This is a genomic window from Pseudomonas sp. GW821-FHT10C09 (genome assembly GCF_059415465.1).
Window position 1 is genome coordinate 1 of sequence record NZ_JBWKNG010000030.1, and the last position, 25,801, is coordinate 25,801.

General features: G+C 62.4%; 20 protein-coding genes. 2 read left to right on the plus strand and 18 right to left on the minus strand.

Translation table 11 applies throughout. The features are described from left to right. Nucleotides 1-195 precede the first annotated feature (195 nt). From AC07N8_RS25685 to AC07N8_RS25715, 7 genes are all read right to left on the minus strand, one after another. Nucleotides 196-2,832 carry an excinuclease ABC subunit UvrA gene (locus AC07N8_RS25685; protein ID WP_493146382.1) on the minus strand — a complete coding sequence of 879 codons (2,637 nt, stop codon included), beginning with the start codon at nucleotides 2,830-2,832 and terminating at the stop codon, nucleotides 196-198. A gap of 57 nt (nucleotides 2,833-2,889) precedes the next feature. Beyond that, nucleotides 2,890-5,001, minus strand: a complete 2,112-nt coding sequence (locus tag AC07N8_RS25690; protein ID WP_493146384.1) for a hybrid sensor histidine kinase/response regulator — start codon at nucleotides 4,999-5,001, stop codon at nucleotides 2,890-2,892. 294 nt (nucleotides 5,002-5,295) lie between these two features. Next, nucleotides 5,296-8,394: an error-prone DNA polymerase gene (locus AC07N8_RS25695; protein WP_493146387.1), complete on the minus strand. Its 3,099-nt coding sequence runs from the start codon at nucleotides 8,392-8,394 to the stop codon at nucleotides 5,296-5,298. Next, on the minus strand, nucleotides 8,370-9,785 hold the full coding sequence (locus AC07N8_RS25700) for a Y-family DNA polymerase (RefSeq protein ID WP_493146389.1): 1,416 nt from the start codon (nucleotides 9,783-9,785) through the stop codon (nucleotides 8,370-8,372). Before AC07N8_RS25700 ends, AC07N8_RS25695 begins: the two co-directional genes overlap by 25 nt. Nucleotides 9,786-9,792: 7 nt before the next feature. Then, complete coding sequence (gene imuA / locus AC07N8_RS25705; RefSeq protein WP_483843660.1) at nucleotides 9,793-10,410, minus strand: translesion DNA synthesis-associated protein ImuA; 618 nt, start codon at nucleotides 10,408-10,410, stop codon at nucleotides 9,793-9,795. Beyond that, nucleotides 10,410-11,027: a transcriptional repressor LexA gene (lexA, locus tag AC07N8_RS25710; RefSeq protein ID WP_493146395.1), complete on the minus strand. Its 618-nt coding sequence runs from the start codon at nucleotides 11,025-11,027 to the stop codon at nucleotides 10,410-10,412. The genes imuA and lexA overlap by 1 nt, the downstream gene beginning before the upstream one ends. Before the next feature lie 38 nt (nucleotides 11,028-11,065). Beyond that, complete coding sequence (locus tag AC07N8_RS25715) at nucleotides 11,066-11,983, minus strand: LysR family transcriptional regulator (RefSeq protein ID WP_483843659.1); 918 nt, start codon at nucleotides 11,981-11,983, stop codon at nucleotides 11,066-11,068. Between the two features lie 103 nt (nucleotides 11,984-12,086). Between AC07N8_RS25715 and AC07N8_RS25720 the strand changes: the two genes are divergently transcribed. Together AC07N8_RS25720 and AC07N8_RS25725 are read left to right on the plus strand one after the other, a co-directional pair. Continuing rightward, on the plus strand, nucleotides 12,087-13,829 hold the full coding sequence (locus AC07N8_RS25720; protein WP_493146398.1) for an amidohydrolase: 1,743 nt from the start codon (nucleotides 12,087-12,089) through the stop codon (nucleotides 13,827-13,829). A 108-nt stretch (nucleotides 13,830-13,937) separates the two neighbouring features. After that, the gene (locus tag AC07N8_RS25725) at nucleotides 13,938-14,675 is read left to right on the plus strand and encodes a TorF family putative porin (RefSeq protein ID WP_483843657.1); all 738 of its coding nucleotides are present in this window, start codon (nucleotides 13,938-13,940) and stop codon (nucleotides 14,673-14,675) included. A 510-nt stretch (nucleotides 14,676-15,185) separates the two neighbouring features. On the opposite strand, the gene AC07N8_RS25730 is transcribed toward AC07N8_RS25725, so the two are convergent. From AC07N8_RS25730 to AC07N8_RS25780, 11 genes are all read right to left on the minus strand, one after another. After that, entirely contained in the window at nucleotides 15,186-15,479 is a 294-nt protein-coding gene (locus AC07N8_RS25730) for a DUF971 domain-containing protein (protein WP_483843656.1), read from the minus strand. After that, entirely contained in the window at nucleotides 15,476-16,438 is a 963-nt protein-coding gene (locus AC07N8_RS25735) for a HEAT repeat domain-containing protein (RefSeq protein ID WP_493146402.1), read from the minus strand. Before AC07N8_RS25735 ends, AC07N8_RS25730 begins: the two co-directional genes overlap by 4 nt. Further along, nucleotides 16,435-17,283, minus strand: coding sequence for an ABC transporter ATP-binding protein (locus tag AC07N8_RS25740; protein WP_493146406.1), 849 nt, complete (start codon nucleotides 17,281-17,283; stop codon nucleotides 16,435-16,437). Before AC07N8_RS25740 ends, AC07N8_RS25735 begins: the two co-directional genes overlap by 4 nt. Beyond that, nucleotides 17,283-18,065 (minus strand): ABC transporter permease, encoded by a 783-nt coding sequence (locus AC07N8_RS25745; protein ID WP_493146410.1) that lies wholly within the window; start codon nucleotides 18,063-18,065, stop codon nucleotides 17,283-17,285. Before AC07N8_RS25745 ends, AC07N8_RS25740 begins: the two co-directional genes overlap by 1 nt. Nucleotides 18,066-18,202: 137 nt before the next feature. Then, nucleotides 18,203-19,606 carry an ABC transporter substrate-binding protein gene (locus AC07N8_RS25750; RefSeq protein WP_483843652.1) on the minus strand — a complete coding sequence of 468 codons (1,404 nt, stop codon included), beginning with the start codon at nucleotides 19,604-19,606 and terminating at the stop codon, nucleotides 18,203-18,205. A gap of 227 nt (nucleotides 19,607-19,833) precedes the next feature. Beyond that, nucleotides 19,834-20,079: a 4Fe-4S dicluster domain-containing protein gene (locus tag AC07N8_RS25755; RefSeq protein ID WP_007946457.1), complete on the minus strand. Its 246-nt coding sequence runs from the start codon at nucleotides 20,077-20,079 to the stop codon at nucleotides 19,834-19,836. Nucleotides 20,080-20,104: 25 nt separating this feature from the next. After that, nucleotides 20,105-21,835 carry a fumarate reductase/succinate dehydrogenase flavoprotein subunit gene (locus AC07N8_RS25760; RefSeq protein WP_493146413.1) on the minus strand — a complete coding sequence of 577 codons (1,731 nt, stop codon included), beginning with the start codon at nucleotides 21,833-21,835 and terminating at the stop codon, nucleotides 20,105-20,107. Further along, entirely contained in the window at nucleotides 21,832-22,599 is a 768-nt protein-coding gene (locus AC07N8_RS25765) for a GntR family transcriptional regulator (RefSeq protein ID WP_493146415.1), read from the minus strand. The genes AC07N8_RS25760 and AC07N8_RS25765 overlap by 4 nt, the downstream gene beginning before the upstream one ends. Nucleotides 22,600-22,751: 152 nt before the next feature. Then, nucleotides 22,752-23,720 carry a Gfo/Idh/MocA family protein gene (locus AC07N8_RS25770; protein WP_493146417.1) on the minus strand — a complete coding sequence of 323 codons (969 nt, stop codon included), beginning with the start codon at nucleotides 23,718-23,720 and terminating at the stop codon, nucleotides 22,752-22,754. Between the two features lie 16 nt (nucleotides 23,721-23,736). Beyond that, a complete protein-coding gene (locus AC07N8_RS25775) occupies nucleotides 23,737-24,624 on the minus strand; it encodes a Dyp-type peroxidase (RefSeq protein WP_493146422.1) in 888 nt (295 codons plus the stop codon). Nucleotides 24,625-24,711: 87 nt separating this feature from the next. Continuing rightward, on the minus strand, nucleotides 24,712-25,746 hold the full coding sequence (locus AC07N8_RS25780; protein WP_483843647.1) for an AraC family transcriptional regulator: 1,035 nt from the start codon (nucleotides 25,744-25,746) through the stop codon (nucleotides 24,712-24,714). Nucleotides 25,747-25,801 lie beyond the last annotated feature (55 nt).

Genomic DNA, 25,801 nt, shown 5'->3' on the forward strand with positions numbered 1-25,801 from the left:
CCAGCAAAAACAACCCATCAAGCCCTGCCAGGCTCATCCCCCACAGCCAACCACATTCCAATGTGGGAGCGAGCCTGCTCGCGATGAGGCCAGCAAAAACAACCCATCAACCCCTGCCCAGCTCATCCCCCACAGCCAACCACATTCCAATGTGGGAGCGAGCCTGCTCGCGATGAGGCCAGCAAGATCACCCCATCAACCCCTGCCAAGCACACGCGCCAAAAACTGCGCAGTCCGGCTCTTCTTGCTTTTAGCCACGGTCTGCGGCGCACCGGCCACGACGATTTTCCCGCCCTGATCCCCCGCCCCCGGTCCGATGTCGATCACCCAGTCACTCTGCGCCACCACGCGCATTTCATGCTCGACCACGATCACCGTGTGCCCCGCCACCACCAGCGTATTCAACTGCTCCAGCAACCGATCCACATCTCGTGGATGCAAACCGGTCGTGGGCTCATCAAGCACATACAACGTCGCCCCACGCTGATTGCGTTGCAGCTCCGTCGCCAATTTGATCCGCTGCGCTTCACCACCCGACAACTCCGTCGCCGGCTGCCCCAGGCGCAAATAACCCAACCCGATATCCCGCAACACCTCCAGTGAACGACGAATTCCCGGCTGCTCGGCGAACACCTCGACCGCTTCATCCACCGTCAGCTGCAACACCTGCGCGATGTTCAATCCTTGCCAGGTGATCGCCAGTGTCTCGGGGTTGTAGCGGGCGCCGTGACACGTCGGGCATGGCGCATAGACGCTGGGCATGAACAACAATTCGACGCTGACGAAGCCTTCACCTTCACAGGTCGCGCAGCGGCCCTTGGCGACGTTAAAGGAAAACTGCCCGGCGTCGTAGCCTTCGGCCTGCGCCTGCGGCGTGGCGGCGTACAACTTGCGCACGTTGTCGAACAGCCCGGTGTAGGTCGCCAGATTGGAACGCGGTGTGCGGCCGATGGGTTTCTGGTCGACTTGCACCAAACGCTTGATCGACTCCAGCCCCGCCGTGACCTGGCCCCCACTTACCTGCGGCGCATCGTCCTCAAGGCTCAACGCCTCAGCTTCGTTTTCGCTGGCAGACCGTCCTAAATGCGCGCCAACCAGTTCCAGCAAAGCCTGACTGACCAGGCTCGACTTACCGGAACCGGACACGCCCGTCACGGCGGTAAAACAGCCCAGCGGAAACTCGACGCTGAGGTTGTTCAGGTTGTTGCGGGTGATGCCCTCCAGTCTTAGCCAATCCGTAGCCTTGCGGCTGGCACGGGTTTCGGCGACCTGTTCGGCAAACAGGTAGGCGCGGGTCTGTGAGTTCGTCACTGCGGCCAACCCTGGCGGTGGGCCGCTGTAGAGGATCTGGCCACCGTTCTCGCCCGCCGCCGGGCCGACATCGATCAACCAGTCGGCGCGGCGCATGGTTTCCAGATCATGCTCAACCACAAACAGCGTATTGCCAGCGGCCTTCAGGCGTTGCAGCGCTTCAAACAACGCCTCGCCATCTGCTGGGTGCAGGCCGGCCGAAGGCTCATCCAGCACGTAGATCACACCGAACAATTGCGAACCCAATTGCGTCGCCAGCCGCAGGCGCTGCAACTCGCCGGAGGACAGCGTCGGTGTGCTGCGTTCCAGTGCCAGGTAACCGAGGCCCAGGTCCGTCAGGGTGCTGACCCGTTCCAGCAGATCCTGGGCGATGCGTTGCGCGGCCAGGCGTTTCTCTACCGACAGATTCGGCGTGTGACGCACGTCCGGCGCATTGGCATGCCCGCTGGCACCGTGGGCAACCCGCGCTTCCCGGGCCTCGCGGGTTTGCCGGTGGGTCAACACCTCGCCCGCCTCATCGGCCTGTTCCAGGTAACTGTGCGCCGCCACCGGTTTCAGCACCGCGGCCACTTGCAGCAACGGCATCTGCGATAACTCGCCGATGTCGTACCCCGCGAACGTCACCGACAACGCCTCGCGCTTGAGCCGTTTGCCGTCACACAGTGGGCACGGGCTGCCGAGCATGAATTGCGAAACGCGCTTCTTCATCAGCGCACTTTGCGAGTGGGTGAAGGTGTGCAGGATGTAGCGGCGGGCGCCAGTGAACGTGCCCTGATAACTCGGTTCCATTTTGCGCTTGAGCGCGACGCGGGTTTCTTCCGGGGTAAACCCGGCATACACAGGCACCGTCGGTGTTTCTTCGGTGAAGAGGATCCAGTCGCGCTGTTTTTTCGGCAGCTCACGCCACGGGACATCGACGTCGTAGCCCATGGTCACGAGGATGTCGCGCAGGTTCTGCCCTTGCCAGGCCGTGGGCCAGGAAGCGACCGCGCGTTGGCGGATGGTCAGGCTCGGGTCGGGGACCATCAGTGCTTCGGTGACGTCATAAACCCGGCCCAGCCCATGACACTCAGGGCATGCGCCCTGTGGGGTGTTGGGCGAGAAGTCTTCGGCGTACAGCATCGCCTGTCCCGGCGGATAACTGCCGGCCCGCGAGTAGAGCATGCGGATCAGGCTCGACAGCGTCGTCACACTGCCCACCGAAGACCGCGTGCTCGGCGTGCCCCGCTGTTGTTGCAAGGCCACGGCCGGCGGCAGGCCTTCGATGGAATCGACATCCGGTACGCCGACCTGGTCGATCAGCCGCCGCGCATAAGGCGCCACGGATTCGAAATAGCGGCGCTGTGCTTCGGCGTAGAGGGTCGAGAACGCCAACGAAGACTTGCCCGAACCGGAGACACCGGTAAACACCACCAGCGCATCGCGGGGAATGTCGACGTCGATGTTCTTGAGGTTGTGTTCCCGGGCGCCGCGCACCCTGACCATGCCGGAGGGAGGGTTGGAGGTGCGCCTGGATGTCATCGGAAGCCCTTAATGAAATAACTGAAAACACACATCCCCTTGTGGGAGCGTGGTGTGTCAACCATTGAGCACCGTACGCACCATGCGGGTCAGTGACTCAGGCCCGTAAGGCTTGCTCAGCAAATGCGTGTCAGGGCTGAGTTGGTGGTTGCGCGAGATAATGTCACGGGTATGCCCCGAGGTGAACAACACCGCCACCGGCGGATTCTGCACTTTGGCCCATGCGGCCAGGTCCGCACTCTTGATCAGGCCGGGCATGACCACGTCGGTGAAAATCAGCTCCACCGCCGCGCCCTCCAGCAGCATCTGCATCGCCTGGTCGCCGTTGGCCGCCGTCAGCACCTGATAGCCTTCTTCGCGCAGCAACTCCACCGCCGAAGCGCGGACCGCATCGTTGTCTTCGACCACCAAAATCGATTCATGACCACCGCGCTGCTGCGGATCATGCTGCGTGATTTCACTGGGCGCTGCTCGCAGGCTACGCGGAAAGTACAACTTCACCCGAGTGCCCTGCCCCTCGGTACTGGAAATCTCGATGTGCCCGCCGCTCTGTTTGACGAAACCGAACACCATGCTCAACCCCAGCCCCGTGCCCTGGCCGTCGGCCTTGGTGGTGAAAAACGGTTCGAAGGCTTGCGCGAGCACCTGTGGCGGCATGCCGATACCGGTGTCAGCCACCGCGACACACACGTAGTCGCCGGCCACGATGCCCTTGCCTGCGCAAAACTTCTGGTCGAGGGCGATGTGTTCGGCACTCAGGCCGATGGTCCCCTCGCCTTTCATCGCATCACGGGCATTGATCGCCAGGTTGAGAATGGCGTTTTCCAGCTGATTGCGATCGACGAAGATGTGCCAGGGTTCTGCCGGCGCACGCACCTTGATCTGCAGGGTTTCGCCCAGCGCTCGTTGCAACAATTCCGCCAGGCCGTCGAACACCTGCCGCGGATTGCACACCGCTGGCGACAGTGGCTGGCGGCGGGCAAACGCGAGCAATTGCGAAGACAATTTGGCGCCACGCTCAACCGCGGCAATCGAGGCTTTGACCCGGCGCTGCACGTTGGCGTTGTCCGGCTCATGCCGCGCCAGCAAATGCAGGTTGCCGGCGATCACTTGCAACAGGTTATTGAAGTCGTGGGCCACGCCACCGGTGAGGCCGCCAATGGCTTCGAGCTTCTGCGATTGGCGCAATTGTTCTTCAGCGGCCAGCCGCGCTTCCACTTCATCGGCGACGCGCTGTTCCAGATTGCGGGTGAACCTGAGCAAGGATTCTTCGGCGGACTTGCGTTCATGGATGTCAATCAATACGCCGGGAAAGCGGAACGGCTCGCCCTGTTCATTGAACTCGCAGCAACCGCTCGCCTGCACCCACAGGTAAGTGCCGTCCGGGCGCAAAACGCGGTATTCGGCATTGAAAGACTCGCCGGTTTCGACCGACTGATTGACCTGCTCCTGCACCCAACTGAGGTCGTCGGGGTGGATCTTGGCTTCGGCGACATCTGTCGGCAAATCGGCCAGGTCCTGATTGGCGGGATAGGAGAAGGTGCGGGCGAAACGCTCGTCACCGGAGAGCCGGTTGGCCTTGATGTCCCAGACGAACGAGCCGAGCAAGGCGCCGGCATTGAGTGCCAGGCGCACCCGTTCATTGTCGGCGCGGTAGGCGTCTTCGGCAGCCTGGCGGCGGCGTTCGGAAATCACGTGTTCGGTGGTCTCGACCACCATCGCCATGACGCCGGCGGGCTTGCCTTCGTCATTGGCGACCGGGCTGTAATAGAGGTCGAGCCAGACGTCTTCGGGGATGCCGTCGCGCAGCAACACCAGCTCTTTATTGCGGTAGGACAAGGTGCCGCCCGCCAGGCAGGTGTCGACCACATTGCGATTGAATTCGGCGACTTCCGGCCAGCCCAGTTCCACCGGCGAGCCCAATAGGTAAGGATGGCGGCCACCGGCGAATTCGGAGTAGGCATCGTTGTAGATCATGTACCCGGCGTGGCCCCAGAGCATCACCATCGGCAGTGGCGAGGCCAGCATCAATTGCACCGTGCTGCACAGGCTCGCGGGCCAGGTGTCGAGGCTGCCCAGTTCGGTCTGGCCCCAGTCGAACGCACGTATACGCCCGGCCATTTCGCCGTTCCAGCCGGCACACCCGTGGCTTTCGTCTAAAAACTGCATTGACTGGCTCTTAGTCCCTGTAGATGAACTGGCTCAAGGGATCGCGACGGTGTGAAGACGACGCAGCCCGTTTGTTTCGAGCATCGCCGAGGTCAAATGGTTTCATAGAGGTTAGCTGATTCAAACCATCCGGGCTTTTGTGGCGAGTGTCAAACGCTAGCCATCACCCAAAAGGTGGGAGCGAGCCTGCTCGCGAAAGCGGTCCTCCAGTCGACATCAATGTCAGATGACAGGGCCTCTTCGCGAGCAGGCTCGCTCCCACAGGGGGATCTGTGGGAGCCACACATTTCGCATTCAACGGAAATCCCGGCTGCGCACGCTGATGCCGTCGAGCAATGAGCTCAGGTCGCTCAGGCGCCCGGCAATCAGGTGGCGAACCTCGCCTACCTTTTCCCAGCGACCATCGACCTTGAGCAATTGCGAGCCGACCAGCACCTGGCGTTGCCGCTCGGCCAGGTCGCGCCAGACCACCACGTTGACGTTGCCGAACTCGTCTTCCAGGGTCACGAAGGTCACGCCACTGGCGGTGCCCGGCCGTTGCCGCCCCGTCACCAGCCCCGCGACACTGACCGGTCGCCCGTGTTCGACCGTCATCAGTTCTTGCGAACTGCGGCAGCGCCGGGCTTTCAGTTCACCACGCAACAACGCCAGCGGATGTGGGCCGAGGGTGGTGCCGACGCTGGCGTAATCGGCTTGCAGGTCTTCGCCGACGCTGGGTTTGGGCAACGACACGACGTCCTCTTCCTGACGCGGCAGGCCGGCAAACAAACCGAGTTGCTTTTGTACCCCCGCCACCTCCCAGCGCGCCCGATGCCGGTCACCGGCCAGGCCCCGCAACGCACCGGCATCAGCCAGTTGTTCCTGGGCGCGGGCATCCAGTCGCGCACGCTCGCCGAGGTCGGCGATGTCGACAAACACCCCCCGCGCGCGCGCCGCTTCGATGCGCCGGGCATCGTCTTCGCGAAAGCCCTTGATCATCCGCAACCCCATGCGGATCGCCGGTTGCCCGACGGTGACCGGTTCGAGGCTGCAATCCCAGTCACTGGCGCGCACATCCACCGGGCGGATCTGCAAATGATGCCGGCGCGCGTCCTGGAGAATCTGGTCCGGGCTGTAGAAACCCATCGGCCAGCTGTTGATCAGCGCACAGGCAAAAGCCGCCGGCTCGTGGCATTTCAGCCAGCAACTGGCGTACGTCAGCAAGGCGAAACTGGCGGCGTGGGACTCGGGGAAACCGTAGCTGCCGAAGCCTTTGATCTGCTCGAAGATCTGCGCGGCGAACTCGGCCGTGTAGCCGTTTTTCTTCATCCCTGCGGCCAATCGATCCTTGTGCGGCTCCAGCCCGCCATGGCGCTTCCAGGCCGCCATGGAGCGCCGCAACTGGTCGGCCTCGCCGGGGCTGTAGTCGGCGGCGACGATGGCGATCTGCATGACCTGTTCCTGGAACAGCGGCACGCCCAAGGTGCGCTTGAGCACCGCTTCAAGTTCCGGCGAGGGATAGGTTTCCGGCTCTTCCTTGTTTCGACGGCGCAGGTACGGATGGACCATCCCCCCCTGAATCGGGCCCGGACGGACGATGGCCACCTCGATCACCAGGTCATAGAACTTGCGCGGCTTGAGCCTGGGCAGCATCGACATCTGTGCCCGGGACTCGATCTGGAACACGCCGATGGTGTCGGCATGGCCAATCATGTCGTAGGTGGCCGAATCTTCGGGCGGGATCGTCGCCAGGCTCAGGTCAAGGTTGCGGTGACGACGCAGCAGATCAAAACAGCGGCGGATCGCGCTGAGCATGCCCAAGGCCAGAATATCGACTTTGAGCAGACCGACCGCATCGAGGTCGTCCTTGTCCCACTGAATGATCGTGCGCTCGGCCATGGCGGCGTTTTCCACCGGCACCAGGCTGTCCAGCGGCTGCTCGGAAATCACGAAACCACCGGGGTGCTGCGACAAGTGTCGAGGGAAGCCGATCAACTGTTGGGTCAGGCTCAAGACCCGGCGCAATACCGGGCTTTCGGGGTCGAAGCCGCCTTCCAGCAGGCGTTCCACGGGCGGCGCGGTATCACTCCAGTGGCCGCAGCAATCGGCCAGCGCATTGATCTGGTCCGGCGGCAAACCCAACGCCTTGGCCACGTCACGCACCGCGCCCGCCGCGTGATACGTGCTGACCACCGCCGTCAACGCCGCGCGCGTGCGGCCATAACGCTGGAACACGTACTGCAAGACTTCTTCGCGGCGCTCATGTTCGAAATCGACGTCGATGTCCGGCGGCTCGTTGCGCTCCTTGGAGAGAAAACGCTCGAACAGCAACGTGGTGCGGTCCGGGTCGATTTCCGTGATGCCCAAGGCAAAACACACCGCCGAGTTGGCCGCCGACCCCCGGCCCTGACACAGAATATGCTGGCCACGGGCAAACCGCACAATGTCGTGCACCGTCAGGAAATAGCTCTCGTAGCCCAGTTCGGCGATCAGCTGCAGTTCCTTGTCGATCTGCCTCAGCACCGCCGTTTTCGGGCCTTTTGGCCAGCGCCATGCAATGCCCTCATCCGTCAAATGACGTAGCCAGGACGTGGCTGTCTGGCCTTGCGGCACCAACTCCCGTGGGTACTGATAACGCAGCTGCCCAAGGTCGAAGGTGCAGCGCCGGGCAATGGCCAGCGTTTCAGCGAGCAAGGCTTGTGGGTAGATGGTTTGCAAAACCTCCAGGCTGCGCACATGCCGCTCGCCATTGGGGTGAAGGCGCAGCCCGGCTTCGGCCACCGGCAGGTGATGACGGATCGCGGTCATGGTGTCCTGCAAGGCGCGCCGGCCACGGGTGTGCATGTGCACATCGCCGCTGGCCACCGCGGGAATTCGCAGTTCCCGGGCCAGGGTCAGCAGCGCCTCCAGGCGCCGGGTATCGTCCTGGCCGCAATGCAACTGGACGCTCAACCACAGGCGTTCGGCGAAGGTCTGTTGCAGCCAGTGGCCCTGTTCGAAGTCATCGACAGCGTCCGGCACCCACAACACCAACAACCCCGGCGTCGGTTCGCTGAAGTCTTCACGCAGCACCTGATACTGGCCTTTTTGCGTGCGGCGCCGCGCCCGGGTAATCAGCCGGCACAGGGTCTGGTAGCCCTCAAGGTTCTCCACCAGCAGCACCAGTTTCGGGCCGTTCTCGATGCGAATTTCGCTGCCGATGATCAGTGGCAGCTCCACCGATTTGGCCGCTTGCCAGGCGCGGACGATGCCGGCCAAGGTGCATTCATCGGTGATCGCCAGCGCCTGATAGCCGTGCTTTTTTGCCCGTTGAAAGAGTTCGAGGGCGCTGGAGGCGCCACGCTGGAAGCTGAAGTTCGACAGGCAGTGCAACTCGGCGTAGTCGATGCTCATGCGAACCAGCCTTGCAGCCACAACGGCCCGCCCTCACCCACCGCACGATACGCCCAACCCTGCTGGCCGGAGCGGGTTTCGACCAGGTAGTAATCGCGGCGCACGTCGGCGCCGTCCCACCAGCCTGTCTCGATGCGCTCCGGGCCCATGAGGATGCGCGTCGAGCTTTCGTGGATCGCCTGCGGTTCCGTCAGCAACCAACCTGGGCGCTGCACACCCGGCAACCCCGCGCACAGTTGACTGTCGACCCGCGCCTGCCACGCGCACTCCGGCCGGTGATCGGCCTGGAAGCGCAAGCCGTGCACCGCCTCATCGCCGAGCCGCGCGCGCAAGCGTTCGCGCAGTTGCTCCCACGGCAAGGATTGCTGCGGGCGATCGTCGAACAGCTCCTGATACTGCGGGACGAAGCTCGGCAAGTCTTCGGCACGCAGCCGAAAACCGCGCACCGGGGCTTCGACCTGGACCTGTTCCAGTCGTCCCCGGGCCAGTTCGAAGAGCATGGCCGGATCGCGCTCGGCGCTGAGCAAGCCGACCTTGATCACCGAATCCGGCAGGCCGGCGTGTTCCAGGTGCAGGTCGAAACGTTGCACGCCGCTGTCCCGACCGCAGAGAAAGGCCGACAGGTCGCCAGTCAACCGGCGCAACGGAAACAGCAACGCCTGATGCGACTGCACGTCGAAATTGAGTTCGATGCGCACGTCGAAACGGTCTGGTGGCAGGTAGAACGCCAGGGCCAGTCGGCGCGCCCCCGTCAACGCGTCCAGGTGCTTGAGCACCTGGGCTTCGAAACGTCGGGCCAGGCTCTGTCGTGGCAGCGCCTGCACCTGACTCAAGGTGCGCAAACCCATGCGCGATAACGCCGTGGCCACCACGGGCTCCAACGCGATGCGGTCGACGGGCAATTGCCCGAGATGGTGCTGCAAGGCATCGTTGTCCGGCACCACCAGCCCGTCATACACGTTGGCCAGCACCCGCGCGGCCACCGGGTTGGGCGCCGCGACGATCCGATGGCGAAAGCCCAGCTCGCCGAGTTCAGCGCGCAACCGTGCCTCGAAGGTTGGCCACGGCCCGAACAAGCCCAGGCTGGACTCGATTTCAAACACCACGGCACGCGGGTAATGCACGCTGACCTGAGAGCTGAAGCGATAGGCCCAGGCGGCCAGAAACTGCTGCCAGTGTTCGATCTCGGCGGCGTCGTATTCGGCCGTGGCAAAGCCTTTGCTCAAGGCCTGCGCGGCGGTCATCGACTGCCCCGGACGCAAGCCCAGTGCGCGCGCCGATGCGTTGACCGCTTGCAACACCCGGCGCTGCGCCGGGCCGGTCAGCAGCGCCAGCGGCTCATCGGGATCGGGGCGCTGACGCAGCACCGCGTCCAGCGCCAATTGCGGGAAAAGAATACAGACCCAGCGCATGGCAACCTCAATGCCCCACGGGGAAGGCAATCGGCGCCGAACGCGCGAGCCCGCCCCGGCACTTGAGCACACGCAATTGCGCAGGTCTGGCATCGATGGCAATGCGCAGCGCGGCGGGCGAAGGGTTGACGGCTTCATGGATCGAGCGGTAGGCGAACGCCAGGGTCGAGCCGGTTTCCGCCGCCACCTGCAAGCGGCGCAACGCCCGGTCATCGACCTTGTGCGGCCAGCACAGCACGGCGCCGCAACTGCCCGAGCGCAGGCATTGTTCCGCGGCCCACAAGGCATCGCGCTCGCTGGCCTGGATGATCGACAATTGGCGCAGATCGACCCCGGCGTTCTGCCACGCCTGGGGGTACGGCACGTAAGGCGGCGCCACCAGCACGATGCGCTCGCCCGCCGCCGACAACCGCGCCAGTGCCGGCCACACCAGTTGCAACTCGCCGACGCCCTGCCCGGCCAGGAGGATTTCGGTCAGCGCCGCTTCCGGCCAGCCCCCGATGGGCAATGCCGCATCCAGCGCGGCATGCCCGGTGGGTTGTGGGCTGACGGCCGGTGGCGCAGGCCGGCCCTTCCAGACCTGGCCGCCATTGAACAGCGTATCCAGCGCAACGACGGCGCCCATCACCCTTGCCTCACCAGGCCGCAGAACACCCCTTCGATGGCGAGGTCCTGCCCGGGCTGCACGATGATTGGCTGATACGCCGGGTTGCGCGGCAACAGGCGAACCGTGTCACCGGCCCGCTCGAAACGCTTGATGGTGACTTCGCCGTCCAGCCGCGCCACCACGATCTGGCCATTGACCGCTTCCGGGTTGCGCCGCACGCCCACCAGGTCGCCGTCGAGAATGCCGTCCCCGATCATCGAGTCGCCCTGAACCCGCAGCATGTAATCCGGCACCCGCGAGAAGATCGACGGGTCCAGCAGCAAACGGCTGTGCACTTCGGCATCGGCGCCGATCGGCGCACCCGCCGCGACCCGGCCGAGTACCGGGATGTCCAGCAACTCGGGACGCGCCGGTTGCCCGAGCAGACGAATGCCACGGGCCTGATGCGGGTTGACCTCGATGAAACCGGCTTCGGTCAGCGCCATCACGTGCTTGCGCGCCACGCTGCGGGAGGCAAAACCAAAGGCCTCGCTGATTTCAGCGAGGCTCGGAGACTGGCCGTGCTCCGCGATTCGGTCGCGGATAAAGGTCAGGATGGCGGTACGGCGGGGAGTTAAAGTCGTCATGGAGTACATTTGTACTCTTTTGGCTTTTTCCTGGCAAGGACCGTCAATCAGCTCAAACCACGGGACGCCAGAAACCCTGCGATGTAATCAATAAACGCCAACACCTTCGCCGTCGCCCGTCGATGGCTCGGGTACACCGCCAGAATGTGCGGGCCAAAGCTGTCCGGGTCGATGTCGTAGTCGGCCATCAGCTGCACCAACCGGCCATCGGCGATGTACGGCGCGGCGCTCCACAACGGGGTGTGCAACAAGCCGCGCCCGGCCAATGCGTTGGCCAGCAACAGGTCGTAATTGTCGCTGCGCAACCGCGGATTGGGCGGCTGCGGCAGGCTCAGGCGTTGCCCGTCGCGCTCGACCCACCAGAATTCTCGGCTGAGCAGCGGATGGCGATACAGCAGCCATTCGTGGTCATCGAGGGTCTGCGGCGTTACCGGCAAAGTCTTGCGCGCCAGATAGGCCGGGCTGCCGCACAGCGCCAGGCGATTACTGCCGACCACGCGGGCGATCAACCCCGGCAAATCATCATGGCCTTCGCGCAGGGCCAGGTCGTAACCGCTTTCCAGCAGGTTGACGAATTCATCGCACAGGTCCACCTGCAGATTGATCTGCGGGTATTGCTCGAGAAAACCGCCACACACCTGATCGAGAAACGCCTGCCCATAAGCCAGTGGCGCGGTGATTTTCAGATTGCCACGCAGGCCATGCTGCAGCTGTTCAATTTCCTCACCGGCCTCCTCCAGCCGCTGCAACACCTGGCGCGCGGTTTCCAGATAGAGCCGCCCGGATTCGGTCAGCAGAATCCGTCGGGTGCTGCGCTCGAACAAGCGCGCACCCAGCTCGGCTTCCAGGTGGTTGACCGCTTTGGTCAGGGCCGACGGGGTCTTGCCCAGTTGCTCGGCGGCGCGGCTGAAGCTGCCCAGTTGCGCCGTGACCACGAACATTTTCAACGCACCCAACTTGTCCATACTTTTTCCATTCCGGCAAAAACGTTTTTCGTGAGGAAGGCGTTCTGCTGCGCACCAGCAGCCACTAATCTGGCCATCAGACGCAATAACAAGGAAACATTCAATGAAAAGATTCATCCCGAATCTATTGATGGCCGCAGTGAGTTTTGCCTCGATGGAAGCCATGGCAGGCACCGATCTGGTGCTGATCAATGGCAAGATTTTCACCGCCGACCGTGCCCAACCGAAGGCACAGGCGCTGGCGGTACAGGATGGCAAGGTGCTGCAAGTGGGCAGCGATGCGCAGATCAAAGCCTTGATCACGCCCGACACTAAAGTGGTCGACCTCGGCGGCAAAACCTTGATGCCGGGCCTGATCGACACCCATTCCCACGCGATTTTCGGCGGCCTGGAAATGGTCTCGGCCAACATGGAAGACGAGGTGGTCGAGCTCGACGAATTGGAAAAACGCCTGCGCGGCTGGCGTGACGACGGCAAGGCCAAACACGGCGATGTGTTGACCATCGCCGGCATGAGTTCGGTGTATTGGGCCAAGGCCGAAGCACTGGGCAAGAAATTCAACCACGGTGAATGGGCCAACGTGCCCGTGGTGTTCACCGGCAGCGACCACCACACGGCCTGGGCCAACGACTTCATGCTCAAGCGCGCCGGTATTGATGCCGCGTTGCTCAAGACCTTGCCCGCCGCCGAAGCGGACACCATCGGCAAACGCGCCGACGGCACCCCCAATGGTTTCCTGGTGGACGCCGGTTGGGACCGGGTGTCCTCGAAAATACCCGTGCCGAGCACCGCCGACATGCTCAAGGCCGCCCAATCGGCCGTGCGCTACAACAACAGCTTCGGTATCACGGCATGGATGGACCCCGCCGCCAACGCCGCACCCGGGGAACCACTGTTTGCGCTCAAGCCCACGGAAAAAACCGTCGGCGTGCTGCCGGCCTATAAGGCCCTGGCCGAAACCGGCGGCATGAGCGTCCACGTAGCCGCCTTGCTGGTGGCCAACCCGAAAAGCGTACCGGCCGATCTCGATACGCTGGACAAGGTTCGCCAGCAGTTCCAGGGCATCCCCAACCTGACCCTGCCCGGCGTCAAGATCTTCGCTGACGGCGTGATCGAATTCCCGGCCCAGAGCGCGGCGATGATCGACCCTTACAACAACTCGCACAAACAGGGCGAATTGCTGATCGATCCGAAGCATTTCGGCGAACTGGTCAGCGCCATCGACCAGCGCGGCTGGCTGGTGCATATCCATGCCATCGGCGATCGCGCGGTGCGGGAGTCGCTGAACGGCATCGAACAGGCGCGCAAGGATCGCCAGAGCGGCGTGACGCACTCGATCACCCACCTGCAAATCGTCAACCCGAAAGAGTTTGCGCGGTTCAAACCGCTAAACGTCATCGCCTCGATGCAACTGCTGTGGGCCTCGGCTGACGACTACACCACGGACATGATCAAGCCTTACGTCAGCGCCCTCGCCTTCCGCTATCAATACCCGGCGCATTCGCTGCTCAAGCAAGGCGCGACCATCGCGGGCGCCAGTGACTGGCCGGTGTCGTCGCCCAATCCATGGAACGCCATGGCCCAGGCCATCACCCGCGTCGGCCCGCTGGGCGTGCTGAACATCAAGGAAGCCGTGGATCGCGAAACGATGTTCTACGCCTACACCCTGAACGCCGCGCGCACCATTGGGCTGGAAAAGCAGATCGGTTCGCTGACCCCAGGCAAGCAAGCTGACTTCATCGTGCTGGACCGCGACGTCTTCACCGTCGACAACAAGGCCCTGAGCGACACCCAAGTGCTGCAAACCTGGTTCGCCGGGCGCGAAGTCTACGCACCGACCCTCTAATAAAAACCCGCTGTAACCCGCTGCCCGTCCCCGCGTTCAACGCCGGGGGTCGGCGCAGCCTTGCCACAAAAAACTGCCCATAACAATCACAATATCGGGACTGCATTCATGAAAGCTTTCACCCTGTTCGCCCTTGGTTCCTTGAGTCTGCTGCCGTTGAGCAGCCAGGCCATCGTCTTGAATGACGACTTCTCCGTACTGGTGGACCTGACCCTGGCGAGCGATTACCGCACCCGTGGCATTTCGCAGACACTCAATGACCCCGCCGTGCAGGCCAGTGCCACCCTGAACCACAGCTCGGGTTTGTACGTGGGTGCCTGGACCTCGAACGTCGATTTCGGTGGCGGCTTGAACACCCGACAGGAACTCGATTACTACGCCGGTTGGTTCTGGGAAGCCACCGACGCGGTCAATCTGGACATCGGTTACCTCAGGTACACGTACCCGAAAGATAGCGAGTTCAACCAGAGTGAGGTCTACGGCATTCTCAGCGTCTACGGGGTGAAGTTCGGCGCCTATTACTCCGACGATGCGCCGGGCATCGACAGCAAGCAGAACTCGCTGTACAGCTATGTCGGGTACGAAACCCAATTGCCTTATGACACCGGCCTGAAACTGCGCTACGGCAACATGGACTTCAAGGACCCGCGCATGTTCACAAGCTCCGGTCATGGCGAAGAGTCGTACCGCGAATGGGAAGTCAAACTGACCCACGAACTGGCCGGCGTGATGCTGGGCCTGAGTTACATCGACACCGACCTGTCGAAAAGCCAATGCACCAGCAACTGGGGCTACGACGACCTGTGCAGCGCCACCGTGGTGGCGAGCGTCAGCAAGTCCTTCTGACTCACCCACATCCCCCTGTAGGAGTGAGCCTGCTCGCGATAGCGGACTGACATTCAACATCGATGTCGACTGACCCGCCGCTTTCGCGAGCAGGCTCGCTCCCACATTGATTTTCGGGGTGTCAGCAATCTCTCTGAACCACACCGATCCTGTGGGAGCGAGCCTGCTCGCGATGGCGGACTGACTTTCAACATCGATGTCGACTGAACCACCGCTATCGCGAGCAAGCTCGCTCCCACATTGATTTTCGGGGTGTCAGAAATCTCTCTGAACCACACCGATCCTGTGGGAGTGAGCCTGCTCGCGATGGCGGGCTGACATTCAACATCGATGTCGACTGAACCACCGCTATCGCGAGCAAGCTCACTCCCACATTGATTTTCGGGGTGTCAGAAATCTCTCTGAACCACACCGAGCCCCTGTGGGAGCGAGCTTGCTCGCGATGGCGGGCTGACTTTCAACATCGATGTCGACTGACCCGCCGCTTTCGCGAGCAGGCTCGCTCCTACATTAGATATGTGTAGATTCAGAAGTGAGCTGTGCCAGGTAGGGCCACGGGTAGATGCCGCGTTCGTGGCCGTCGCTGAAGATCAGTTGCAGGCCATAACCCTGGGAATTCAACTCCACCACGCGGATGCGCGGGTCAACCTTCACCGTCAGCCCTTGCAGGCGAAACGCCCGGCATTGCGAGCACGGGCACTGACGCCGCAGTTCAGCATGATCCAGCCGCTGCTCACGCCCATCCGGCCAGTTCAATCGCAGCTGCTGTTTACCCTGGGAATTACCCACGGCCACCGGGTTCATTGCAGCTGACTCAAGGCAATGCGTACGGCTTTGCGCACTTCCGGGTCGCCGTCGTCTTGCGCGGCCTGCAAGGGGGCAATCGCGCCTTTGTCGTTCAATTCGCCGAGGGCCAGCGCAGCTTCCTTGCGCAGGTTGCTGATGCGGTGGCCGAGGGTTTCGATCAACGCGTTGAGGGCCGGCACGTAACGCAAGCGACCGAGGCTGCGGGTAGCGCGCAGGCGCACTTGCCAGTAATCGTCGCTCAAGGCTTCGATCAGTGCGCTGCCGGCATCACTGTGGCCGACTTTGCCCAACGTGGTCGCGGCTTCTTCGCGCACTTGCCAGGCGTCATCTTGCAGGGCCTGGCGCAGCGCCGGCAGCACGTGAGCATCGGAGGCCAGACCGAGGGCGCCAGTGGCGGCACGGCGGACTTCCGTGTCGGGATCGGCGCTGGCCAATCTCGCCAACGCCGGCAACGCATCGAGCTGTTTGAGCCAGCCGAGTACGCCCACCGCCTCGCGACGGACGCTGGCGTCGGCATCCGTCAACGCGGCTAAAGCGGCAGCAGCGGCATCGGGGTAACGCAACTCACGCAACGCCCTGAACGCGGCAATGCGCACGCTGGCTTCGACATGCCCGGTCCACGGCAGAATCACTCGCCCCGCGGCTTCGCTTTTGAGCAAACTGAGACTTTGTGCGGCAGCCGATTGCACGGCCGACGAGGGATCGGTCAGCGCCTGGCACAGCGCTTCGACCACGGGTTCGTCCTCCCAGGCTTCGAGCAAGCGGGCAGCTTCGGCGCGGACTTCTTCGGTGGGGTCTTCGGCCAGTCGATTGACCAGCCACAGCAAGCCGTCCGGCTCCTCAAGGTCGGCCAGTTCAATCAGCGCGATGCGGCGCACGCCGGGATCGTCATCGATCAGGCGTGGTTGCAGGGCAAGAATGTCGTCGTTGTCGGTTACATCAAATAGAGAGGTCATAGGGCAAATCGCGGCAGTTTGTTTTCAGGGGGCAGTCCGAGAGGGTTCAGGCGCGGTAGCTGCCGACCGTCTTCGTGACGCAGTAATTCGAGGCAATGGCGCTTCAGGCGGGAAAACTCATGGCTCGTCACCAGCTCGGTGGTGCGTGGCCTCGGGAAGTCGAGACGCAGGTCTTCGATGATCCGGCCGGGGCGCGAACTCATCACCAGCAGGCGATCCGCGAGGAACAACGCTTCGTCGATGTCATGGGTGACAAACACCACGGTGGTGCGAATCCGTGTCCAGATGTCCAGCAACAGTTCCTGCATGTTCAACCGGGTCAGCGCGTCGAGGGCGCCGAAGGGTTCGTCCATCAGCAACAGGCGTGGACGGTTGATCAGCACCCGGGCGATTTCCACCCGTTGTTGCATGCCGCCGGAGAGCTGGTCCGGCCAACGCTCGGCAAAACCTTCGAGGCCGACCAGGGCAAGGATTTCATCGGCGGCTTTGTGGCGTTCAGCCTTGCCGATGCCGCGCATCTTCAGGCCAAAGGCAACGTTGTCGCGCACGGTTCGCCACGGAAACAGCGTGTGATGCTGGAACACCATGCCGCGCTGCGGCGACGGCCCCGAGACATTCGCACCATCGACTTTCAGGCTGCCGGAGCGCGGTTGCAGGTGCCCCGCCAGCGCACCGAGCAAGGTCGATTTACCGCAACCGGATGGCCCGAGAATGCACACGAACTGCCCCGCTTCAATCTGACAATCCAGACCTTGCACAGCTTCGAAGGCTTGCGGGCCTTCGCCGAGGACGATGGACAAGTGGCGAATATCGATCCGCCCTTCCGGGGTTTGCATCACGCTCATCAGGCTTTTCCTCGTGGTCGGTGCCACGGCGTGAACAGCCCGCCGAGACGTTTGATCAGCAGGCTGCTGCCCATCCCGAGCACACCGATCAGCAACATGCCGACCACGATGTCGGCGTAGTTCTGGATGGTGTAGGACTCCCAGGTGTAATAGCCGATGCCGTACTGGCCGGAGATCATCTCCGCCGTCACCAGGCAGAACCACGAAGTGCCCATGCCGATGGCAAGGCCAGTGATGATGCTCGGCGCGGCGCCCGGCAGGATCACCTCCAGCAGAATCGCCCGGCGGCCTGCCCCGAGGCTCTTGGCCGAGGCGATCAGCCGTGGGTCGACGCCTTCGACACCGTGCACGGTGTTCAGCAGGATCGGGAACAACGCGCCGGTGAAGGTGATGAAGACCATCGACAATTCCGAGGACGGGAACATCAGGATCGCCAAGGGAATCCAGGCCACGGCGGGAATTGGACGCAGGACTTCCAAGGGCGGCAACAGCAAGTCTTCGGCCCATTTTGAACGGCCGATGGCCAGACCGAGGGCGATGCCAATGAACAGCGCGGCGAGGTAACCGGCGAAGACCCGGCTGAGGCTGCTGCTCAGGTGCTGGGCAAGTTTGCCGGAATCGCCGAGGCCCAATGCGGCGTGGATGACGGCCACTGGCGTCGGGACGTTGGCGAAGGTGACCAGGCCGAGGTTCCAGTGAGCACTGGCGGCGAGTTGCCAGAACAGCAGGCAGAGCAGCAGTGAAGCGGCCCTTGGAACCCAGCGTGCGTAGGATCGGTACACAATTATCCTCTCAACTCAAAATCCTGTGGGAGCGAGCCTGCTCGCGAAAGCGGTGGGTCAGTCGACAACTGTGTTGAATGTCAGATCGCATTCGCGAGCAGGCTCGCTCCCACAGGGGAAACGCGGTGTGTTTGGGGTTAGCGGATAGCGACGGCCTGGGTGGTGGCTTCGCTGAAGTCGAAGACTTTTCCGCCCTGGGCCGTGGCGAATTGTTGGGCCTGGCCTTTGAGCAGGAACGCGCTGAGCTGTCCTTTTGCATCACTGGCAAACCACGCCTGATCCGCTAGCAGCTTGATCCCGCTGTCGCTGGCCTGGGCGTACACCGCGCGGATGTTTTTGCCTTCCGACTTCAAACCGGCCAACGCGGTGAACGCTGCTTGTGCCGAGGCGTACTGGCGAACTTTCGGTTCGCCGCGCACCCAGATTTCCGCGACATGGCTGAAGTCGGTGATGGCCTGGCCACTCGACGCATCCACCGCTTTCAACGGCGTTTGCCCGTAGTTGGCCAGTTGCGCCGTGTAGTCCAGATTCGATGCCTTGAACGCGGCGCGGATGTACTGATCGTCGATAAAGGTATTGAGATCGAGACCACGATCCGCCTTCTTCAACAGCTTGAGCGTATCGATGGCGGTGCCGACCGCCTGACGGTATTCAGGTTTCCAGCTCAGGTCGCGGGTCTGCACGCCCAGCGGACCGTGGAACAGGTAATTGACCTCGGCATCGACCCCGGTGACTTTGGCGATCAACTCGCTGTACTTCTCCGGCTCAGCCGCGAGCAACTGATTGGCCTCGATGCTCGCTCGAAGATAAGCGACGACGATTTCCGGGTACTTCTTCGCGTACGCCTGATCCACCAATGCCCCGTGGAAGGTCGGCGCGCCGGCCTGGGCGCCGTCGTAAATCTTGCGCGCGAAACCACGGCTCGGGAACAGTTCGGCGAACGGCACGAAGTCGGCGTGCGCGTCGATTTTCCCGGCCTGCAACGCCGAGCCTGCGACTTCTGGCGGCTGGGCGATGATGTTGACGTCTTTGAGCGGGTCCCAACCCTGGGCCGCCACGGCGCGCAGCAACATGCCATGGGCGGTCGAGGCGAACGGTACGGAAATGGTCTTGCCCTTCAACTCCGACAACGACTGCACACCCGAAGCACTCGGTACCACAATGCCGTTGCCGCTGCCCTTGATGCTGCCCGAGAGCACGCTGATGAACAGGCTGTGCTTGCCGGCGGTTTCGAACGCCACGCCGTTGAACGCGCCGGGGAAATCGGCCATGGCGCCAAAGTCGAGTTTGCCGGCGACCATTTCGTTGGTCAGCGGTGCGCCGCTGGTGAAGTTTTTCCACTCCACGTCATATTTGGCGTCTTTGTATTGGCCGTCGTGGGGCAGGTATTTGTCGAGCAGGCCGAGTTCACGAATCAGCAATCCGCCGGCAGCGCAATTGATGGTGGTGTCCTGGGTGCCGATGGCAATGCGGATGGTTTCGGCGGAGGCCGACAGGGTGAATGAGGCCAGTACCAGACCGGCGAATGCTGCACGCAACATGGGTGTATCCCCTCGAATCGTTTATTGGATGTTCGTCTCCGCCACGATCAGGGCGTGGTGGGAAACGAGGGGTGGTTTGAAGCTTGCGTCCGGTGTTGCCGGATGGCTTTTGTGTTGTCTGGGCTGGCCTCTTCGCGAGCAGGCTCGCTCCCACATTTAGATTTCATTTCCCTGTTGGAATGCATTTCCCTGTGGGAGCGAGCCTGCTCGCGAAGGCGTCCTGTGAGTCAGCGCAACAGGTAAGGGATTTCTACTTTCACCGCCCCGGTCGGGCAGTCCTTTTCACAGGGCATGCAGTACCAGCATTCGTCGAACGCCATGTAGGCTTTTTGCGTGGCCGGGTTGATCGCCAGCAGGTCCATCGGGCAGACGTCGACGCATACGGTGCAGCCTTTATGGGCGATGCAAAGATCCTCGTCGACCGTGACCGGCGCGTTGGAGCGGAAGAAGATTTCCTGGGGTTGATAAGCCATCGGGCAGTCTCTCTGTTAGTGATGCTCAGGCGGCAAAGGCACCGACCCGCAACCGGTCGTAGGCCTGCATTTCTTCGGCATCGAGCGGGATGATGTAAGGCTCGACGGCTTTCTTGAAACTGGTCATCTGCCCGTCGTCCCCCTTCTTCAGGTGGCAATGGCAGAACCAGTCGCTGTCGTTGCGTTGCGGGTGATCGACCCGATAGTGGTAAAGCCCCCAGCGGCTTTCGGCGCGGAACAGTGAGGCGCGGGCGGCCATTTCGGCGCAGTCGCGGATCATGCTGACTTCCATGGCGCGCATCAGTTCGTGGGCGTTGTGGGCCTTGATCTGATCGAGATCACGCTGGATGTCGCTGAAGCGCTGCAGGCCGATTTGCATCTTCTTGGTCACTTTCGGCGGTTGCAGGTAGTCGTTCACAAAACGCCGCAGCTTGTACTCGACTTGCGCAGGTGGCAGGCCGTGTTCGCGGTCCAGCGGTGCGTAAACCCGGGCCTTTTCCGTTTCGATCTGTTTGGTATCGACCGCCGAGAACTCGCGCCCGGCGACGAAATCCGCCGCGTTGGTGCCGGCAAACCAGCCATAAGTAAACGCGCCGAGCATGTAGTTGTGCGGCACCGCCGCCATGTCACCGGCCGAATACAAGCCCTTGACCGAGGTTTCCGCCCGCTCGTTGACCCACACCCCCGACGCCGAATGCCCGCTGCAAAAGCCGATCTCGGAAATGTGCATCTCGACCATCTGCGTGCGGTAATCGGTGCCGCGATTGGCATGGAACTGTCCGCGACTGGGGCGTTCGTTGCTGTGCAGGATCTCTTCGATGTTCTGGATGGTTTCCTCGGCCAGGTGATCGAGCTTGAGGAACACCGGGCCGTTGCCGCTTTCGAGTTCCTGGTGGAACTCCCACATCATCTGGCCGCTCCAGTAGTCGCACTCGATGAAGCGTTCGCCCTTGTTATTGGCGGTGTAGCCGCCCAAGGGGCCGGTGACGTAGGCGCAGGCCGGGCCGTTGTAATCCTTGATCAACGGGTTGATCTGGAAGCATTCCAGGTTCGCCAGTTCGGCCCCGGCGTGATACGCCATGGCGTAACCGTCGCCGGCATTGGTCGGGTTTTCGTAGGTGCCCATCAGGTAACCCGAAGACGGCAATCCCAGGCGCCCGGCGGCGCCGCAGCACAGGATGACCGCTTTGGCCTTGATCACATGGAAGTCGGCGGTGCGGCAATCGAAGCCCATCACACCGTTGACCGCGCCCTCTTCGTCCGTCAGCAAGCGTGTGCACACCAGCCGATTGGTGATGCTCACCCGCGCCCGTTTCAACTGGCGATACAGGACTTTTTTGATGTCGTGCCCTTCCGGCATCGGCAGCACGTAGGCGCCCATGTGGTGGACCTTTTTCACCGCGTAGTCGCCGGTTTCGTCCTTCTCGAACTTCACGCCCCAGCGGTCCAGTTGCTCGATGGTTTCGAAGCTATGAGTGGCGTAGGCATACACCGCGGCCTGATTGACGATGCCGTCGTTGGCGATGGTGATTTCCTTGGTGTACTGCTCCGGCGTCGAGTGGCCGGGGATGATCGCGTTGTTCAGGCCATCCATGCCCATGCTGATCGCGCCGCTGCGCTTGACGTTGGCCTTGTCGATCAACAACACGCGCAGATCGCGGTTGCGCTCCTTGGCCTTGATCGCAGCCATCGGTCCTGCGGTGCCGCCGCCGATCACGACGATGTCGTATTCCTGCTCAATAGTGTTTCGGCTCATGCCTGCGCCCCTTTTTGCCGGTCGATCCGCAGGCGGTACTGGAAGGCATCGCCACGGTAGTAAAGGTGTTCGAAGTCCACCGGCTGGCCGTTGGCGTCGTGGGTCAGGCGTTCGATGCGCATGATCGGCGAGCCCGGTTCGACATTGAGTGCCTGGGTCAGGTCGCTGTCAGCCAGCACCGCGTCGATGGCCAGGTCGGCGTGGCCGAGGGCGATGCCGCAGTCGTTTTCGAGGATCAGGAAGATGTCGCGAGTGACCAGATCAGCCTTCTCCAGCCGTTCGCCGATGGCTTTGGGCAGGTAGGTGATTTCCAGCGAAATCGGCTCGCGATTGATCAGCCGCACCCGTTTGATCTGGGCCACGGTTTCACCTTCAGCAACCTGCAAGCGTTCGGCGACGAGTTTGTCGGCGGCGATGAATTTGAAGCTGCGCAAGCGGTTGATCACCTCGTAGCCGCGACCGGTCATGGACTCGGCCAGGCCTTGCAGGGTGCTGACGTTCTGGAAGGTTTTCGGCTTGGCAACGAAGGTGCCCTTGCCGTGAATCTTGAAGATCAGCCCTTCTTTCTGCAGATCGCCCAGGGCTTGGCGCACGGTGATGCGGCTGACTTTGAACAGCGCGCCGAGTTCGCTTTCGGAAGGCATCTGGCTGTCTTGCGGGTATTCACCGTCGAGGATGCGGGCGCGTAGTACGTCGCGCAATTGGGTGTGCAGCGGGATACTGCTGTTGGAAAGCGGGCTGAGGGATAGAACGTTATCAGTCATTGGAGATCACTTGTTATAACGAGTTATGACGTGATCTTAGAGAGACAGTGTGATGATTGAGAAATACTGTTTGAGCATAAGGTTAGAGCTGAGTGAGGATGCACACATTGCTGAGAGGCTGCGACAGCTTTTGTGGCGAGGGAGCTGTGAACTCAGGTGCGCTTGAGGATCTGGTCCATCACCCAGTCGGTTTTCATCGCCTCCCCGGCCACCGCCGGGTGCTGCGCTTGACCGCGAATGTGCGCGTTCATGCCCAGCACGTGATGCCACTGGATGTGCTCGTGATGGTCGATGTGCAGGCTGAGCTGTTCATCCGCTTGAAGCTGCAGCGGGTGCTCATCGAACACCGAAAAACTGATTCGTCCTTGGCTGCCAATCACCTCGACCCGATCCTCGCGGCGATCCGCCACGAAGTTCCAACAGCCCATGCCCGTCGCCCCCGAAGCAAAGCGCCAGGTGGCACTGACCGCATCTTCGGCGGCATACAGCCCGGCCTGTCGCGCGGTAAAACCGGCGACTTCAGTGATGTCGCCGAGCAGGTACTGGAACAGGTCAAACCCGTGGCTGGCAAGGTCGGCGAAGTAGCCGCCACCGGCAATGCCAGGGTCCGTGCGCCAGTTGTGCGCGCCGCCCAGATCGACGGGCGATGGGGCTTTGGTGAGGGTCCAGGTCAGGTGCCGAACCTCGCCGATCCGCCCCGCTTCCAGCCACTGTCGCACTTGCTGGAAGCGCGGCAGCGAGCGTCGGTAGTAGGAAACGAACAGGTGCAATCCGGCGTCGGCAAAGACCTGTTGCATCTCGCGGCTTTGCCCGGCATTCAGCGACATCGGTTTTTCGACGCAGCAATGTTTGCCGGCGGCGGCCACCATCAGGCTGTAGGCGTGGTGACTGTCGGGCGGCGTGGCGATGTACACCGCGTCCACTTCTGGGTCATTGATCAGGGCTTGCGCGTCGGTGTAGACCCGGGCGATGCCATGGCGCGTGGCGTAATCCGTCACCGCCTCCAGACGCCGTCCCATCACCGCCACCAATGCCGAACCGGGGGCCTTGTAAAAGGCTGGCCCGCTCTTGCGCTCGGCGACGCTGCCACAACCGATCATGCCCCACCGCACAACGCCCATGTTCAACTCCTGTTGGTCAGCCGATGCGCAAGGCGCGCAGGTCCAGATGACCGTCCTTGAGCGGCGGGCACCAGTAGTAGCCACCGGTGATCGGACGGCTGATGCGGTACAAACCGTCGGTGATGCCGTCTTCCAGACCGCTCATGCGCCGCAGTTGCGCTTCGAAAGCGTCGAGGGAAAAACCGAACGCAAGGAACATCAGGCCGGCGCGATCACCTTCGATCCACGGCATCGAACGACGGACCACGAACGCCTCGGGGGCGAAGCTTTCCTGGGCGGTGCGCTTGACGTGGGCCGAGACCGGCGCGTCGTCGAGTTCTTCGTTGTCGCTCAAACGACGGCCCATGATGTTGTCCTTCTCATGGGGCGGCATCGCGTGGAAGCCCTTGAGGTCGTGCTGCCACTGCTGGATCGCGGCAAAGCTGCCACCGACCAGGCCGTCCGAGCCTTCGCTCAACAGTGCGGCGGCGACAGCAGCGTCATCGTGCGGGTTTTCGGTGCCGTCTTCGTAGCCGGTCAGGTCGTGGCCGGTCATGTGGCGGAAGGTTTCGTTCATCTGCACCAGGCGCAGGGCCGGTGCCAGTGCGGCTTCGATGGCCTGGCTGCGGTTGAGCAATTCACCGCGGTCGACGCCGTGCAACCAACACCAGAGTGCGTGTTGCGTCGACGGGTTGTCGACGCCCACACCGGTCAGTGCCGGAAAGGCACGCAGGCCATCGATCTGGGCGTGCAACGCCTTGACCAGCGACTCCCCGAAACCGACGACAGCCGACTTCCCGTCCACCAGCTGCATCAAGTTATCGAGCGCAACCGGCAAGGCTTCGGCGGATTCGAGGGCGAAGAACATATGGCGGGCTTGAGGCGGAACAGGGGTGGCGAGAATGCCCGGCTGGTAATAACTCATATGAACTCCTTGAAAAAGAGCACCGAGTTTAACCGGAGGATGATGTTTTGTGTGGCTTCAAAGGCCTGCTCACCATAAGCAACCAGGTCAGGCCGGGGTTTCATTGCGGAATGCGCTCGGGCTCATGCCGGTCCAGCGTTTGAAGGCGCGGCGGAAGCTGCGTACGTCGCTGTAGCCGACTTCTTCGGTGATGCGCTCGATAGACATGTCCGGGTTGGCCAGCAGGCTCATGGTGCGGGCCTGGCGCACTTGTTCCAGCAGGGTTTCGAAGGTCAGCGCATGTTCGGTGAGGCGGCGGCGCAAGGTGCGGCTGCTCATGTTCAGGTCGCCGGCAATTTTCTCGATGTGGCTGCCCTCGGTCAGGTCCCGGGCAATCGCCCGTTCCACCGCCTGGATCAAGTCCATTTTCTGGTGCACTTGCGCGGCTTCCAGCTCCAGCAGTTTCACTGCCTGACGCAAGGCCAGGGAATGGTGATTGGGCAAATGAACATCCAGCCAATGCGCCGCGATCACCATGCGATTCTGCAAGCATCCAAAGCGTACGTCCGGCCCCAGCACCCGCGAATATTCGCCGAGATAATCCGGCGCCGCGTGCATGAACTCCACCGCCATCGGCTTGAAATCCGCCCCGACCAACGCCCGGCCATACACCAGCAGACTGGCGAAAAACTCCTCGACCGCAAACAGTTGCACATCGGCGAACGGCAAGCGGCATTCGACGTCGACGAACACCCGATCCCCCACCTCCTCCACGCTCGACACCACGATCCCGCCGGAGGTGTGCTGATGCCGAATGCCCAGCTCGAAAGCATCACGCAGGGTCTTGCACAGCGACAACACATGCCCCAGCAACCCCAGCGTGCCGAGCACATTCTGCGCCCCGACCCACAAGCCCAGGCCCTGATTGGGCAAGGCTTTAAGCGCGCGCTGAATCATCGCCACGGCCTGCCGATAGGAAATACGCTGCGCCGGGTCCTGAAGATCTTCAAAGGTGAAGCCCAGCCCTCGGCACAGGCTGTCAGGGTTGACGCCTTTTTGCTCGGCGACTTCGGCGAGGGTTTGCAGGAGAAACGGCGACACCAGCGCCAGTTCAAAGGTGGGATCAATCACTTTCATTTGCATGGGGCTATACATTCCGGGGCGAACTGCATTCTTATTTTTGTTACCGGTTATGTCG

Coding starts and splice junctions, on each gene's coding strand:
- AC07N8_RS25685 (WP_493146382.1), bottom strand. CDS start 2,832: ATGACATCCAGGCGCACCTCCAACCCTCCCTCCGGCATGGTCAGGGTG.
- AC07N8_RS25690 (WP_493146384.1), bottom strand. CDS start 5,001: ATGCAGTTTTTAGACGAAAGCCACGGGTGTGCCGGCTGGAACGGCGAA.
- AC07N8_RS25700 (WP_493146389.1), bottom strand. CDS start 9,785: ATGCGCTGGGTCTGTATTCTTTTCCCGCAATTGGCGCTGGACGCGGTG.
- imuA (WP_483843660.1), bottom strand. CDS start 10,410: ATGGGCGCCGTCGTTGCGCTGGATACGCTGTTCAATGGCGGCCAGGTC.
- lexA (WP_493146395.1), bottom strand. CDS start 11,027: ATGTACTCCATGACGACTTTAACTCCCCGCCGTACCGCCATCCTGACC.
- AC07N8_RS25715 (WP_483843659.1), bottom strand. CDS start 11,983: ATGGACAAGTTGGGTGCGTTGAAAATGTTCGTGGTCACGGCGCAACTG.
- AC07N8_RS25720 (WP_493146398.1), top strand. CDS start 12,087: ATGAAAAGATTCATCCCGAATCTATTGATGGCCGCAGTGAGTTTTGCC.
- AC07N8_RS25725 (WP_483843657.1), top strand. CDS start 13,938: ATGAAAGCTTTCACCCTGTTCGCCCTTGGTTCCTTGAGTCTGCTGCCG.
- AC07N8_RS25730 (WP_483843656.1), bottom strand. CDS start 15,479: ATGAACCCGGTGGCCGTGGGTAATTCCCAGGGTAAACAGCAGCTGCGA.
- AC07N8_RS25735 (WP_493146402.1), bottom strand. CDS start 16,438: ATGACCTCTCTATTTGATGTAACCGACAACGACGACATTCTTGCCCTG.
- AC07N8_RS25740 (WP_493146406.1), bottom strand. CDS start 17,283: ATGAGCGTGATGCAAACCCCGGAAGGGCGGATCGATATTCGCCACTTG.
- AC07N8_RS25750 (WP_483843652.1), bottom strand. CDS start 19,606: ATGTTGCGTGCAGCATTCGCCGGTCTGGTACTGGCCTCATTCACCCTG.
- AC07N8_RS25755 (WP_007946457.1), bottom strand. CDS start 20,079: ATGGCTTATCAACCCCAGGAAATCTTCTTCCGCTCCAACGCGCCGGTC.
- AC07N8_RS25760 (WP_493146413.1), bottom strand. CDS start 21,835: ATGAGCCGAAACACTATTGAGCAGGAATACGACATCGTCGTGATCGGC.
- AC07N8_RS25765 (WP_493146415.1), bottom strand. CDS start 22,599: ATGACTGATAACGTTCTATCCCTCAGCCCGCTTTCCAACAGCAGTATC.
- AC07N8_RS25770 (WP_493146417.1), bottom strand. CDS start 23,720: ATGGGCGTTGTGCGGTGGGGCATGATCGGTTGTGGCAGCGTCGCCGAG.
- AC07N8_RS25775 (WP_493146422.1), bottom strand. CDS start 24,624: ATGAGTTATTACCAGCCGGGCATTCTCGCCACCCCTGTTCCGCCTCAA.
- AC07N8_RS25780 (WP_483843647.1), bottom strand. CDS start 25,746: ATGCAAATGAAAGTGATTGATCCCACCTTTGAACTGGCGCTGGTGTCG.